The sequence below is a fragment of the Caproiciproducens puteiluti genome (assembly GCF_052442865.1).
Lineage (GTDB): Bacteria > Bacillota > Clostridia > Oscillospirales > Acutalibacteraceae > Caproiciproducens.
In genome coordinates, this window is record NZ_CP194790.1 from 2,741,144 (window position 1) to 2,754,470 (window position 13,327).

Consider the following 13,327-nt stretch of genomic DNA (forward strand, 5'->3'; position numbering starts at 1 on the left):
AAAAATTATGTAACTGATTTTACGCGACATTTGTCAGACGCCGCTTTTTTTCAATATAAAATTTTCAGCGGTCCATGAAATTTTTCAGATACTCCGAAACGGACCGGTTCATCTCCAGTGAAAAATCGGACATATATTTTCTTTTGCAGAAAGCCTCCAGACTCTCCCGCGAGCCATTATCACCGTACATACGGAGCAGTTCTTCCGGCTGCATTTCCCTGTACGAATTCGTGTGAACGATATGTTCCTTTGCAAAACGTCCGGGCTTTCCCCTTTCCTTTTGCTGCTGAGTGGGATATCCGTAGACCACCATGACGGCCGGGAGTGTATATTCGGGCAAAGAAAGAAGTTCCCGGACCTTTTCACAGTTTTCCAGAATATCCCCGATATAGCAGGAGCCGAGCCCCAGCGAATGAGCCGCTGTTACGGAATTCTGCGCGGCGATCAGGGCGTCGGAGCAGGCGAGCAGCAGGTCGCCGGGTCCGGGCCTGCGGGGGGACAGACCAGCGGCGCTGAACATTTTATACCACTTGTCATAATCCGCCGCAAAGACCAGAACGACCGGGGCTTTGGCAATAAACGGCTGATGGTCGCAAAGGACGGATAACTGCTCCTTACGCTTGCTGTCCGTCACATCGATGATCGTGTACAGCATCATGTTTCCGGCCGTAGGCGCCTCAAACGCCGAGGCAATGATTTCGTTTTTCACATCCTGAGAGACTTCCCGATTCTCAAAGACCCGCACCGATTTTCTCTCCCCCAGCTGTTTTAAAACTTCGTTTTCCAATCTCATTTTCCTCCTGACAGGTATTTGTGCTTATTATAGCACATTTGCGCCGGGCTTCTCCGGAAATCGCTGCGAATTCTTCCCGATGTCCTCTAAGAATCAAACGATCGGGCGAAAGGACAGCTTTACGGCCTGCGAAAAGGCCGCCCGTCATCGCGACCGAAGTTAGCGCTCCGCTGACGGGTACAAAGACTCACCAAACGGGTTCCCTTACTAAAGTGGATAGACAGACTATCAGTTTTAGGAGGGTTTCATTTGAACGATCGTTATTTTTCCGGATTAACGGGAGAAGTCGTAACCTCGCAGGGCCCTGAGTATCAGAAAGACCGGCAGGAATGGAACCGGGCTATTCAAAAATACCCGTTAATCATTGTATATTGCTATAATAAACTTGACGTTTCAAATGCCGTTTTGTGGTCCGAACAGCACTGCGTTCCTCTCAGAATCAGAAGCGGAGGGCACCATTACGAAGGATACTCTACGGGGAATTCTGTTCTCATCATTGACGTCAGCCGTATGAAGGCTATTTCCATCCATGAAAACACAGTTACCGTAGAGGGGGGAGTCAGCAACAGAGAGCTGTATGAGTATGTCTCTTCCAAGGGGTATTCTTTCCCCGGCGGAACCTGTCCCACCGTGGGATTGAGCGGTTACGCACTTGGCGGAGGCTGGGGCCTTTCCTGCAGACGTTTCGGACTGGGATGCGACAGTCTGGTCGAACTGGAACTCGTCGACTATAAAGGAAAAATCTTAACCGCAAGCAGCGAATGCAATCCGGACCTCTTCTGGGCATGTCGCGGAGGGGGAGGCGGCAGCTTCGGCGTTATTGTATCCATGACATTTCGTCTGCCGCCGAAAATCAGCCGCGTAACGTTTGTGGAAGTATATTATCAAAATACCGTCGAGGCGAGAAGAGCACAATTTCTGACAACATGGCAGAGATGGCTTGCACAGGCGGATGAAAAGATCACACTGATTGCCAGCATCTATCATTCGCAGGAGGAAGGCTTCGCCATCTACCTCAGGGGCATTTTCTACGGAGCTTCACAGGAAGCACGTGTCATTATGGAGCCGTTTACGGATTTGGAAGAAAATGAAGCAAGCATGGAGGAAATGTCCTTTTTGGAAGCCGTCACCATCATCGGGAACAGCTATCCAAGCTCCCAGATGTTCAAATCCACCGGCCGCTTTGTGATACGTCCGTTCAATGAGAGTGAAGTGTACCGGGTGACAAATCTGCTTGAAGAAGTCCCGCAGGGCTCTGTGTACAGCGCGCTGACGCTTTACGCACTGGGTGGAAAGGTGAAGGAAAAAAGCAGTCGGGAGACAGCCTTTTTCTATCGTGACGCCGGATATATCATCGGGATACAATCCGTATGGACCAATCCGAAATATGAAAACAGTAATCTTGATTGGGTGAACAGGCAATTCCGTTACCTGAAAAGTGTGACGGAAGGCTCTTATGTGAATTTCCCCTACAGCGGACTCAGGGACTATCTGGACGCCTACTACGGGCTGAACGCAGGAAGACTGAGAGAGATAAAGGATCAATATGACCCCGACAACATTTTTCAGTTTCCGCAGAGCATTATTCCTTTTTATACCGGTCCTCACTGCCATTGAAGTGTGAGAAATCCGTACCACAGAAAAACGCTCACCCGCATATGCCGGGGAGCGTTTTTATCATGCGGCGGGAACCGCCTTTACATTTGTTCAAGCAGGGATGTGCAGCCTTCCATAATATCATTGTAGGTAATATCAAAATTACCGGTGTACCACGGATCGGCAATGTCCCGCGGCGAGGAGGTAAAATCCAGCAGCCGGACCACCTTCTTTTCCGGGTCGCCGCCCAGAATCCGCAGCATATTTCTGATATTGTGGCTGTCCATTCCAATGAGATAATCGTATGTATGATAATCGGATTTCCGGAGCTGAACAGCCGACCTTTGGTCCATGGAAATACCGGCCTCGCTCAGCTTCCGCTTTGTGCCGCGGTGAACCGGGTTCCCGATTTCCTCGGTACTGGTCGCGGCAGAGGCAATGGTAAAATCCTCTTTTTGTCCTCTCTGGGCGACCAGATGCTTTAAAACATATTCAGCCATCGGGCTGCGGCAAATATTGCCGTGACAGACAAACAGTATTTTAGGCACTATATTCACTCCATTATTTTTTGTTTCTGCAGCATCTGCAGACTGTATTCTGCCAGAACAGTTTTTCTGGAATCGTACCAGTCGTGATAAACCAGCTGCAGGCTCTTCACTTCAAAACGCCCAAACCCTCGCTCAGCGTTTTTCTCCAGAATGCGGAGCAGTTCCCTCCTGTTTTGCAGTTGTTCCATAAATCGGGCAAAGGTGATATGGGACGAGACCGTTTCGTAGCGCTCATCCAGTGCCAAGTGATGGCTGCGCAGTCCGTTCCGCAGCGCCCGGCGGATTTGTGCAAGCGTCTCTTCACTGTATCCCTTTACCAGAAGCGCGCTCTCGCTGGGAATGATTCCGCGAAGCGAAACGGAAAACGGCTGGAACCGGGATAAGACCTCGGCCAAAACCCCGCCGTAGCTTTCCGCCAGCGCATGGGTACAGGGAAAGCCGGGTTTTGCCGCAAGGATATCCAGCACGGTAATGTGAAAATCGGACGCCGGGTAATAGTACTGATCCGGCTCCGCCTTCCGAAGCGCCTGCTCCATCCGCAAAATTTGTTCCTTCGCTTCATCGGGGATACGGATCAGCAGGGCGATGCCCCTGCGGGTGTCGTCCTCCGGGTGCTTCAGCCAGGGGTCAATCTGTTCTTTGGAATTCCGGATGCAGTCAGTACCCCGCTCCGCGATTTCCGAATAAAGGGAGGCCTGCTCCATCCGATCACCTCAAAATCTGGATCATTTTTTAATCGTCATACCCAGAGGCTGTGTACCCCTTCTGTCTCCATAAATAAATTATAACCCCGTTTTTTCGGTGAGTCAATGAAGGGGCCATTTTGCAACGGCCCCTTCATTGATGAAAATTCTTTTGCTATTTTAAGGTCCACTCCGCGCTCTGCCGCTGCAGCTGAACCATACGGGGATAAAGCTTTCCGCGCTTCATCAGTTCCTCCGGCTTTCCCTGTTCGGCCACGACGCCGTTGTCCAGCGCGACCAGATGGTCCGCGCCCGCGACGGTCCGCATCCTGTGTGCGATAATCAGCACGGTTTTGTCCTTGACCAGACGTGAAATTGCGGTCTGAATCTGGGTTTCGTTTTCCACGTCGAGGGAGGCGGTCGCTTCATCCAGCAGGATGACCGGCGCGTCCTTCAGCAACGCGCGCGCAATGGAGATGCGCTGGCGTTCCCCGCCGGAAAGGGTGGAGCCGTTTTCCCCGATCACGGTATGGTACCCGTCGGGGAAGCGGCGGATAAACTCGTCGCAGTTGGCGGCTTTGGCTGCGGCGTACACCTCCTGATCCGTCGCGCCCTTGCGCCCCAGACGGATGTTGTTGAGGATCGTATCGTTGAACAGCACCACGTCCTGAAAGACGATGGCAAAGCTTTTCAGAAGCGTTTCCGGCTCCACCCCGGTCACGTCGACGCCGCCGACCGTTATTTTCCCGCGGTCCGCGTCCCAGAACCGGGCCGCCAGCTTGGCAGCCGTGCTCTTGCCGCCGCCCGAGGGACCGATCAGGGCCGTAACTTCCCCCTGCTTAGCCGTAAACGATACATCATCAAGAACCGTTTCCCCGTCGTTGTAGGAAAATCCCACATGGTCAAATACGATGTCGTATCCATCGGGGCTGTACCGGCTGCTTCCGGCCTGAACAGGATGATTTTCCAGTTCCTTCATACGCCGTATCTGGATCTGCGCGTTAAATATTTCCGCCAGATGCATCAGGCAGACGGACAGGGGGTCATACAGTCGGGAAACCGTCATTAAAAAGATCAGGTAAGTCAGAAAGTCCGTCCGTCCCTGCGAAAGCAGGTTGGCCCCCACTAAAATAACGATGGCGAATCCAAGCCGCAGAATCAGCTGGGACGAGGAAACAAAAACACCCGTTATCAGCTCCGAACGGATGGAAGCCGAAATGACCCTGTCCAGCTTACGGTCAAGCGCCGAAAGGTATTCCTCTTCCCGCCCGCACGCGCGGATATCGCGGACAGTCTCCAGACATTCCTGCACACCGTCGGCGGCGGCCAGCTTGATATCGACCTTCTTAGTCCCCCATTTATCCTGAATTCTTTTGCTCCCGACGGTCACAATCAGCGCCGCGGGAAGGACGATCAGCGTAGCCAGCGCCATCCGCCAGTCCATGGCGAACAGCCCGATTCCCACCAGCGCAATGGAAATAACGGACCCGAACAGTTGGGGAACCGCATGGGAAAAGGTGTGCTCCAATTCCGTACAGTCGCCCATCAGCGTGATGGTAAGCGCGCTCAGGTCGCGCTGTCCGAAAAAGGAGAGCGGCAGCATCCGCAGCTTTTCCGCAAGCGTCACCCGGCGGTTCGCGCTTTCCTCGTATGCGGAAACATAGGTGTTGCAGTACTGAATGTAGTGCAGAATAAAAATAACAACCAGAAGCCCCACGGCGATCGCCGTGTATTTCCAGACCTTTCCGGTATCGGAAGAGCCGCCGAAGAGCGGTTTCAGGAGCTCCTGCAGGGTCAGGATCAGCAGGCCGACCGGCAGCATCAGGCTGATATCGGCCACGGCGCTGGCGACGATCCCTTTTTTCAGGTCTTTGGCGCCCTGCTCGCTCAGGGCAAATATCTTACGAAACATAGGAAACCTCCTTGCCGACGCTCCAGGAAACGGAGCTCTGATAGTCACGCCACAGCGAAGCGTACATTCCGTCGTTTTCGAGAAGCTCTTCGTGCCGACCCTTTTCCTCGATTGCGCCATTGGACAGAACCAGAATTTCGTCCGCGTTTTTCACCGTGGAAAGCCGGTGCGCAATCATCAGCACCGTTTTTCCCTTCGTCAGCTTTTCAAAGGCCACCTGAATCTTATGTTCGTTTTCCGGGTCGGCAAAAGCGGTGGCTTCATCCAGAACGATAATCGGCGCGTCCTTCAGAATCGCACGCGCCAGAGCGATCCGCTGCTGTTCGCCGCCGGACAGGTAAATACCCCTGGTCCCGATCACTGTTTGCAGGCCCTGCGGCAGCTTTTCGAGAATATCGCCGCACTGAGCCGCCCGGGCGGCCCTTTCCACCTCCGCCGCAGCGGCGTTCGGCTTCGCCGCGCGGATATTGTTGAAAACAGTATCCTTAAATAGACGGGAATCCTGAAAGACAAACGCGATCTGCTTCATCAGCACGTCCGGCTCGATATCACGCACGTCTGCTCCGCCGATTTTGACACTTCCGGCATTTACATCCCAAAAACGGGGAAGCAGGCTGGCAGCCGTGGTCTTTCCGCCGCCGGAAGGACCCACCAGCGCGACCGTGGAGCCGGCCGGGACGGTAAAGCTGACGTCGTTCAGAGCCGGGATTTCCGAACCGGAATAGGTGAAGGAAACATGAGAAAATTCGATCTGCAACCCGGAAGGCATTTTCGGCATGTCCGGCTTCGGAAGCGGTTTTTCCTGCAGCAGGGAATCAATGCGGCGCACCGATTCCTCCGCAATCATTTTATAACTGGCCATATACATGATCTTATTGATCATAGCGGAACAGGCCGGAGTAAACAGGAGATAAAAAATATAGTTCTGCAGAAACAGGCGGATGTCCGGCGCATACACGGCGAAAAGGAATCCCGCCGGAATCAAAAGGAAAAAGGTTCCGTTCAGGATGGTGGTAAAAGCGCTCATCGCTTTCTTAAAGGAGAGAGCGTAAGCGGAGACGTATTTTTTATACTTCATGATAGAGCTGTAGAAGCTCTTGAAGGAATAGACGGTCTGCTGGAACACCTTTACAACAGGCACCCCGCGGACGTATTCCACCGCCTCATTGTTCATCTCCTCCAGAGAATCCTGATACACTTTCATAAAATTCATGGATTCCCCGGTCATCATTTTCATCTGAATCACAAATCCGGCGGCCATAGGAATCAGGCAGATAAGGCCGAGCCGCCAGTCAAATACGAACAATAAGACCAGCATGGTCACCGCCGTTACAACAGTCCCGCTCAGGTCGGGAATCTGATGCGCCAGAAACGTTTCGGTCTGACCGGAGTTTTCATCGATGATTTTCCTCAGCTTTCCGCTGCTGTTCAGCGAAAAAAAGCCCAGCGGAAGCGTGACCAGATGCCGCAGGGCCTGTGATTTCATATTTCTGGCCGTATGGAACGCCGCAAGATGGGAGCACATCAGCGCCGCAAAATAGAGAACGAAGCCCACCGCGAAAGCGGCCACCGCCCACCAGCCGTACATGGCAAGGCTGCCGCCGTCGAGTGCGGACATGTCCGGAGCAGCACGCAGAACCTCCCGGACACATAACCAAATGCAGACGAACGGCAGCAGCATAAATACCGAACTGATTCCCGACAGGACACAGGCCGTCACAACAAGAGCTTTGTACTTCCCCGCAAACTCAAGCAGCCGTGGAATCCCCGTTTTTTGCTTATGCATAAATTTCCTCCTTCAATATACAAAGTGTTCGGTTAGTGTACGCTAACTACAAGCTATTGTAAAAGATGCAAAAAGGGATTTCCACTCCAAAAAGCCCCGGCTGCTCCAAAAGGCCAGCTATTTATTGCGGTATTCCGAGGGGCTCATCCCCATGATTTCTTTAAAAGCGGAAGAAAACTTGCTGGGATTCTCGTACCCCACCCGGCCCGCGATTTCCGCTACGGTAAGCGCCCTGTCGCGCAGCAGCTCGGCAGCGGTCTGAATGCGGTATTCCCGCCGGTAAGCCGAAGCGCCCTTTCCGTAAATGGATTTGAAACAGTTTTTTAAGCCTGTCAGGCTGATTTTGTGCTCCCGCGCCAGCTGAGCCAGCGTGATGTTCTTTTCGAGGGAGCGCGTCAGGTGGTCCCGGATATGTTTTACCTTCCGCACCTGATTCGCGTCATAATAAGGGACTGTTTCATAAGGCGAGGACGGCAGATCTGCCAGCAGAAAAAGCAGCTCCAGCGTTTTCAGACGCAGATATCCCGCCTGTATTTCCCAGTCCGCCCGGTAGATTTCGTCAAAAATCCGCTGTATCCGTTCCGGGGATTTCAGAACAAAGCACCGGTTTTCTGGACAAAGCTTTTCGCGCAGTCCGTCCAGATGAATCTGGAAGCCGGACAGCTGTGCTTCAAAATATTTCTCGGCGACCCAAAGGTCCATAAAGACGGAGACGCCCTGATACATTTTAAGGGGGAAACAGTTGCCGCTGGCGGCGTTTTCCAGCATATTGACCGCGAGGTCCCCTTCTCCCATATAAGCATAGGTACCGCGCCTGAACTCACATTCAAAGCGGCCCCTCCGGCAGTGATTGATTTCCATCATGCCGGGCTGGGGCGACGTGGACTGAAAGCAATGAAACGTGGAAAAATCATTCAAAATCAGGTCCACTCCCGGAAACAGACTCAGGAGCGTCATGGTCCCCTCCCCGTCCTCATACCCGACACGGTAAACCGTCCGGATTCCGCTTTGGGACTCCATGCTTACCTCCGGACCAAACGCCTGTTTTGTTCTCGATACCATCGCATTCCCCCGCTTTCAGGAACAATCTTAATAATTTGCAGCATTTCCAGTTGATTCTGCAGCAAGGTCACGTTCCTCCCCCGCCTTCGGTGGGGGGAGGAACATATTTTGTCTTGCAAACTGAAATGGTTGATGTAGTTTTATGTTAGCATATGCTAACCTCAAATACAAGAAAATTCTGAAAGGCCTATGGTTCCGGCCCCTGCTCCAGAATCGACATAAAATTCCTCATGGCCTCCGTCAGGTACTTGTTTTTATGATAAATCAGTTTAAACCGCCTCTGAAAGCGGATGCCTTTCACATCCCTGCGGCACAGCAGTCCGGATTTCACTTCATTCCGGACGGCCCGCGCGGAGATGACGGAAACGCCCAGCCCCGCCGCCACGGCGTTTTTAATGGTATCCGCGTTGTTACAGGTCCAGGCGGCTTCCCAGGGAAATCCGTTTTCGGCCATTTTATCCTCAAAGGTTTTTCGTGTCCCGCTTCCTTTTTCCCGGATGATAAAATTTTCCGTTCCCAGTTCCCGCGGATCGACTTCGCCGCAGGCGGCAAAACGGTGACGGGGAGAGCAGATCAGAACCAGCTCGTCGTCCATAAAGGCGCGGCTGACAATGTCCGGGGAAACGGTTTCGCCCTCGACCAGTCCAAGGTCAACGGCATCCTTCAGAATCAGATCCTCTATTTTCGCCGTATTGTCCTCGACCACTTCCATCCTTACCGCCGGATTAATTGTCCGGAACCTTGAAACGGCTTCCGGCAGGACATGGGCGCCGACGGTGACGCTCGCGCCGAGGCGGACGGTTTCGTTGTGACAAAGAGCCCTCATATCGTTTTCCGCTTCGGCGTTCATGCGCATCATATGGCGCGCATAGCCCAAAAGCTTTCGCCCGGCCTGCGTAAGATAAAGCTTTCGCGACAGCCGTTCAAAAAGCCGGACCCCGTAGTGGTTTTCCAGCTCCGCGATCGCTTGGCTGACCGCGGGCTGAGAGATAAAAAGCCTTTCCGCCGCCGTTGTCATATTCATGGTATCGCAGACCGCGACAAAGATTTTAAAATGCCTTAACGTCATATTTTCTCCTCCACAGCTTTTTCAGCTGGTTCTGCAGCAAGGTTGTGTTCCTCCCCTGTCAAGGGCGGGGAGGAACATTTTGTCTCTCAAATGGAAATGGAATTGCTGTAATCATAACCATTTTCTAATAGTATCAATAAGATAATAATATTTTACTAATCGTCAGTCAAGGCGTATGATAAACGGCGAAGGAGAGAATGAAATGAAAACATTGCTCAAAAAGCTGCCGGGCATTGCCCTGACGGCGGTGATCGCCATCCCCGCGTGGCTGATCGGAAAAATCATTCCCGTTGTGGGCAGCCCCGTTCTGGGTATCCTGTTCGGCATGCTGCTGGCTTTCTGGAAAAGGCCGCGGCAGTTCAACGACGGCATCGGCTACACTTCCAAAAAGCTGCTGCAGTACTCCATCATCCTGCTGGGCTTTGAAATGAACCTGTTCAACGTCTTTAAGGTCGGGAAGCAAACGCTCGTGTTAATGGCCTTTACGCTTACGGCGGCCTTTCTGACCGCCTATTTTGCCGGTAAGCTTTTAAAGCTGGAGGGCAACACCAAAACGCTGATCGGGGTCGGCTCCGCCATCTGCGGCGGGTCGGCGATTGCGGCAACCGCGCCCGTCATTCACGCGGACGACGACGAAGTCGCGCATTCCATTTCGACGATCTTTCTGTTCAACGTCATCGCCGCCTTCCTGTTTCCCTTTCTGGGACATGCTCTCGGCATGAGCGACCAGAGCTTCGGCCTTTGGGCGGGTACCGCGGTCAACGACACCTCCTCCGTTGTCGCCGCCGGGTACACGTTCAGCAACGCGGCGGGCAATCTGGCGGTCATCGTCAAGCTGACCAGAACGCTGATGATCGTCCCCGTTACGCTTGTGCTGGCGGTTTATACCGGCAGAAAGGAAGCCGGAAGCAGGAAGGGGGGCTACAGCATCACAAAAATTTTCCCGTGGTTCGTGCTGGGATTCATTCTTGCCTCTGTCGCCAACACCTTTCTGCCCCTGCCCGCCGGAGTGGGAAGCTCTTTATCGCAGGCGGGCAAATTTGTCATTGTGATGGCCATGGCGGCAATCGGGCTGAACACCAATCTGGTAAAGCTGGTAAAGAGCGGCGGCAGACCGATTCTGCTCGGCTTTCTCTGCTGGGCGGTCCTTTCGGTCACCTCTCTGGCGGTACAGCATTTTATTCTTCAGGTATAAAACCGCATCCGCACTTCGTCCATCCACCCTGTGCATCCGACCGGGTGGCTTGACAAAACAGAAAACCGCTATTACAATAAGTCCATGTGTAAATGAAAATCATTTGCATATGGACTTTCTATTTCCCGATATTGTGACCATATCATTCTGTGCGGAGGAAAGTATCATGATTAAAACAGCACGCGGGCAGCTCCGCAAACAGAATTTCCGCGGAGGGCTCTGAAGATGACGAAAATTGAAATCATCTGCGGCTTTCTGGAAAGCGGAAAAACCACGCTGATCCAAAAGATACTGGAACAGGAATACTGCAAAGAGTACCGCAGGATTGTGATTCTCCAGTGCGAAGAAGGGCTGACCGAATTCCGCGCTTCCGCAATGGCAAATAAGGACGTTGTTCTGGCACAGATTGAACAGCCGGAAAAAATACGGAAAAGGCTGTTCAGCAAAATGAAGGAAGAGCTTGACCCCGACCTCATTTTGATCGAGTACAACGGGACATGGCCGATTGAGCAGCTGCTGCGCGTGCGGCTGCCGGCGGATTACCGGATCGACCGGGTTCTCTTCTGCGCCGAGGCTTCCACCTTTCCCCTCTATATGAAAAACACGGGAAGCATGATGCTGAACCAGCTGAGCAACGCGGACGCGGTCTTTTTTAACCGCTGCGGCGGGGATACCGACGCGCTGAAAGCAACGGTAAAAAGCTGCAACCGCACGGCGGAGCTTTGCTTTACGGAGGAGACGGCGGAACAGTACGCCGCACGGGTCCTCAAGCCGGAGGAAGTACGCAAAGAAACCAGCCTGCGCAAAAAAAAGCAAATGGGCACGGCAGTTGCGCTGGTCGCCCTGTATTTCCTTGCCATCCATTTCTTTCTGAACGCGCCTCCTTATATAAAAAGCATCAACATGATCTTCATCGGCATTCTGATGCAGGCCGTACCGTTTTTGCTGGTCGGCTCTTTTGTTTCCGGACTTTTACAGGTTTTTGTTTCGGACGATACCCTTGTGCGGATGTTTACCGGCCATAAGTGGCTGGGGTACCCGCTGGCCGTGGTATCCGGCTTTTTCTTCCCCATCTGCGACTGCGGAATCGTTCCGATCGCTTCACGGCTGACCCAGAAGGGCGTCCCTTTATCAAAAGCCATGGTCTTTATGCTGGCGGCCCCCGCCATGAACCCCATCACGATCCTGTCTACGATTTACGCGTTCCCGGGGCAGCCGCAATACGCGCTGTACCGCGTCCTGCTGGGGACGGTGGTGGCTCTGCTCGCGGGTCTGGTCCTGAATCTGACACATGTCCGGACCGAAGACGTCTTTCTCTCTTCCTCCGCGTCCTGCTCCTGCTCCGTGGCGACGGTCAATGTACAGGGAAGCGGCGCGGCAGCAAAAGCCGAGTCGGTGCTTCTGATTTCCGGCCAGGAATTTTTTACGATGGGAAAATATATTGTAGCCGGTGCTTTCGTATGCGCCGTGCTGCAGCAGGTGGTTCCCGTTTCCTACTTCAGCAATACGGGCTCCCGGATCATTCTTCCACTGCTGCTGATGCTGCTGGCCGCCTTTTTTATGTCGGTCTGCTCCACCTCCAACGCGTTTATCGGCAGAAGCTTTCTGAATATTTTTCCTATGGCGGCGGTCATGGGCTTTATCGTAATGGGTCCCATGCTTGACCTTTCCAACTTGTTGATGCTGGGCAGCAATTTCAAAAAGAGCTTTATCGTAAGGCTGGCCTGTACTCTGCTGACGATTGCTTACCCCGTCTTTTTGCTGTTTTCCGTTTTTCTGATAGGAGGCAAATAATGAAACGAAAAGCGAATTCCGAACTGATCTTTCAGGCGCTGATCTGTATGGCGCTCTCCGTCCTGTTTGTCTTTGCGCTGATTTCGGGTAAGGCTTCCAACTATATTCATCCCCGGCTGTTCGGGTTTCTGTGGTTTGCCGCCGCCTTTCTGTTTTTGATCGGCGTCGTTATGCTGCGTTACTCAAAAACGCCGAAACACAATGCCAGACCGCTCAAAAATATGATTCTGGTGATTCCCATCCTCACCGCGGTCCTGATCCCGGTGGGAGCGGTCCAGAGTCAGGCGATTTCCTTCGGAATTTCCGCCGGAAGTACGCGGAGCAGCAGCGCTGCCGCACAAAACCCCGCTTCCTCAGCGCCGGACAAAGGGACCGTGATACCGGACACCACAACCAGCAAAGACGATATTGGGATCGAGGTTTCCTCCCCTTCCTCCAACGTGCCCGGAGAGGACGAAAACGGAATCATTACCGTCACCGACGAACAGTTCGCAAGCTGGTATCAGGATATCAATGAAAACATGAAAAAGTACGAGGGAAAAACCCTGAAGATGAAAGGGCAGGTTTTCCGCATGAACACGTTCGGAGCCAGCGAATTTGTCCCGGCGCGCTACGCCATGGTCTGCTGTGCCGCCGATTTGCAGCCCTGCGGGGTTCTGTGCCGCAGCAGCGCGGCTTCCCAGTATCAGGACGGAGAATGGCTCTGGGTGACCGGGGAAATCAAGATTGAAAACTACCAGGGGCAGACGATGCCCGTCTGTTACGTGACCAAAATCGAAAAAGCGGAAAAGGCGAAGCAGGAGTATATTTATTTCACCTATTGACGCAGCGCCCGACGGCGGCTGCACCGGCTTCGGGACGCCGGCAAAAATCCCATGACAGGAAAGTG

11 protein-coding genes are annotated in these 13,327 nt (G+C 53.1%); 4 read left to right on the forward strand and 7 right to left on the reverse strand.

Annotation, left to right across the window (positions count from 1 at the left end):
• Nucleotides 1-64: 64 nt before the first annotated feature.
• Nucleotides 65-793, reverse strand: coding sequence for a nitroreductase family protein (locus ACRQU7_RS13335; RefSeq protein ID WP_444641338.1), 729 nt, complete (start codon nucleotides 791-793; stop codon nucleotides 65-67).
• A gap of 249 nt (nucleotides 794-1,042) precedes the next feature.
• Between ACRQU7_RS13335 and ACRQU7_RS13340 the strand changes: the two genes are divergently transcribed.
• A complete protein-coding gene (locus ACRQU7_RS13340) occupies nucleotides 1,043-2,410 on the forward strand; it encodes an FAD-binding oxidoreductase (RefSeq protein WP_444641339.1) in 1,368 nt (455 codons plus the stop codon).
• A gap of 80 nt (nucleotides 2,411-2,490) precedes the next feature.
• Here ACRQU7_RS13340 and ACRQU7_RS13345 read toward each other — a convergent pair whose 3' ends face one another.
• The 6 genes from ACRQU7_RS13345 to ACRQU7_RS13370 form a co-directional block, all read right to left on the reverse strand.
• Nucleotides 2,491-2,937, reverse strand: a complete 447-nt coding sequence (locus tag ACRQU7_RS13345; RefSeq protein WP_444641340.1) for a low molecular weight protein-tyrosine-phosphatase — start codon at nucleotides 2,935-2,937, stop codon at nucleotides 2,491-2,493.
• 5 nt (nucleotides 2,938-2,942) lie between these two features.
• The gene (locus ACRQU7_RS13350) at nucleotides 2,943-3,641 is read right to left on the reverse strand and encodes a 2'-5' RNA ligase family protein (protein ID WP_444641341.1); all 699 of its coding nucleotides are present in this window, start codon (nucleotides 3,639-3,641) and stop codon (nucleotides 2,943-2,945) included.
• A 154-nt stretch (nucleotides 3,642-3,795) separates the two neighbouring features.
• The gene (locus ACRQU7_RS13355) at nucleotides 3,796-5,532 is read right to left on the reverse strand and encodes an ABC transporter ATP-binding protein (protein WP_444641342.1); all 1,737 of its coding nucleotides are present in this window, start codon (nucleotides 5,530-5,532) and stop codon (nucleotides 3,796-3,798) included.
• Nucleotides 5,522-7,318, reverse strand: coding sequence for an ABC transporter ATP-binding protein (locus tag ACRQU7_RS13360; protein ID WP_444641343.1), 1,797 nt, complete (start codon nucleotides 7,316-7,318; stop codon nucleotides 5,522-5,524). Before ACRQU7_RS13360 ends, ACRQU7_RS13355 begins: the two co-directional genes overlap by 11 nt.
• 117 nt (nucleotides 7,319-7,435) lie before the next feature.
• Nucleotides 7,436-8,380, reverse strand: a complete 945-nt coding sequence (locus ACRQU7_RS13365; protein ID WP_444641344.1) for a helix-turn-helix domain-containing protein — start codon at nucleotides 8,378-8,380, stop codon at nucleotides 7,436-7,438.
• Between the two features lie 187 nt (nucleotides 8,381-8,567).
• Nucleotides 8,568-9,449: a LysR family transcriptional regulator gene (locus ACRQU7_RS13370; protein WP_444641345.1), complete on the reverse strand. Its 882-nt coding sequence runs from the start codon at nucleotides 9,447-9,449 to the stop codon at nucleotides 8,568-8,570.
• Nucleotides 9,450-9,651: 202 nt separating this feature from the next.
• Here ACRQU7_RS13370 and ACRQU7_RS13375 point away from each other — a divergent pair, with 202 nt between their 5' ends.
• The 3 genes from ACRQU7_RS13375 to ACRQU7_RS13385 all read left to right on the forward strand — a co-directional run bounded on the left by ACRQU7_RS13375 (nucleotide 9,652) and on the right by ACRQU7_RS13385 (nucleotide 13,262).
• Complete coding sequence (locus ACRQU7_RS13375; RefSeq protein WP_444641346.1) at nucleotides 9,652-10,644, forward strand: YeiH family protein; 993 nt, start codon at nucleotides 9,652-9,654, stop codon at nucleotides 10,642-10,644.
• A 225-nt stretch (nucleotides 10,645-10,869) separates the two neighbouring features.
• Complete coding sequence (locus ACRQU7_RS13380) at nucleotides 10,870-12,438, forward strand: permease (protein ID WP_444641347.1); 1,569 nt, start codon at nucleotides 10,870-10,872, stop codon at nucleotides 12,436-12,438.
• Complete coding sequence (locus ACRQU7_RS13385) at nucleotides 12,438-13,262, forward strand: TIGR03943 family putative permease subunit (protein WP_444641348.1); 825 nt, start codon at nucleotides 12,438-12,440, stop codon at nucleotides 13,260-13,262. The genes ACRQU7_RS13380 and ACRQU7_RS13385 overlap by 1 nt, the downstream gene beginning before the upstream one ends.
• Nucleotides 13,263-13,327 lie beyond the last annotated feature (65 nt).

Bases quoted from the DNA above. Each gene is read 5' to 3' on its own strand.
- ACRQU7_RS13365 (WP_444641344.1), bottom strand. From the start codon at position 8,380: ATGGTATCGAGAACAAAACAGGCGTTTGGTCCGGAGGTAAGCATGGAG.
- ACRQU7_RS13380 (WP_444641347.1), top strand. From the start codon at position 10,870: ATGACGAAAATTGAAATCATCTGCGGCTTTCTGGAAAGCGGAAAAACC.
- ACRQU7_RS13355 (WP_444641342.1), bottom strand. From the start codon at position 5,532: ATGTTTCGTAAGATATTTGCCCTGAGCGAGCAGGGCGCCAAAGACCTG.
- ACRQU7_RS13335 (WP_444641338.1), bottom strand. From the start codon at position 793: ATGAGATTGGAAAACGAAGTTTTAAAACAGCTGGGGGAGAGAAAATCG.
- ACRQU7_RS13350 (WP_444641341.1), bottom strand. From the start codon at position 3,641: ATGGAGCAGGCCTCCCTTTATTCGGAAATCGCGGAGCGGGGTACTGAC.
- ACRQU7_RS13360 (WP_444641343.1), bottom strand. From the start codon at position 7,318: ATGCATAAGCAAAAAACGGGGATTCCACGGCTGCTTGAGTTTGCGGGG.
- ACRQU7_RS13375 (WP_444641346.1), top strand. From the start codon at position 9,652: ATGAAAACATTGCTCAAAAAGCTGCCGGGCATTGCCCTGACGGCGGTG.
- ACRQU7_RS13385 (WP_444641348.1), top strand. From the start codon at position 12,438: ATGAAACGAAAAGCGAATTCCGAACTGATCTTTCAGGCGCTGATCTGT.
- ACRQU7_RS13370 (WP_444641345.1), bottom strand. From the start codon at position 9,449: ATGACGTTAAGGCATTTTAAAATCTTTGTCGCGGTCTGCGATACCATG.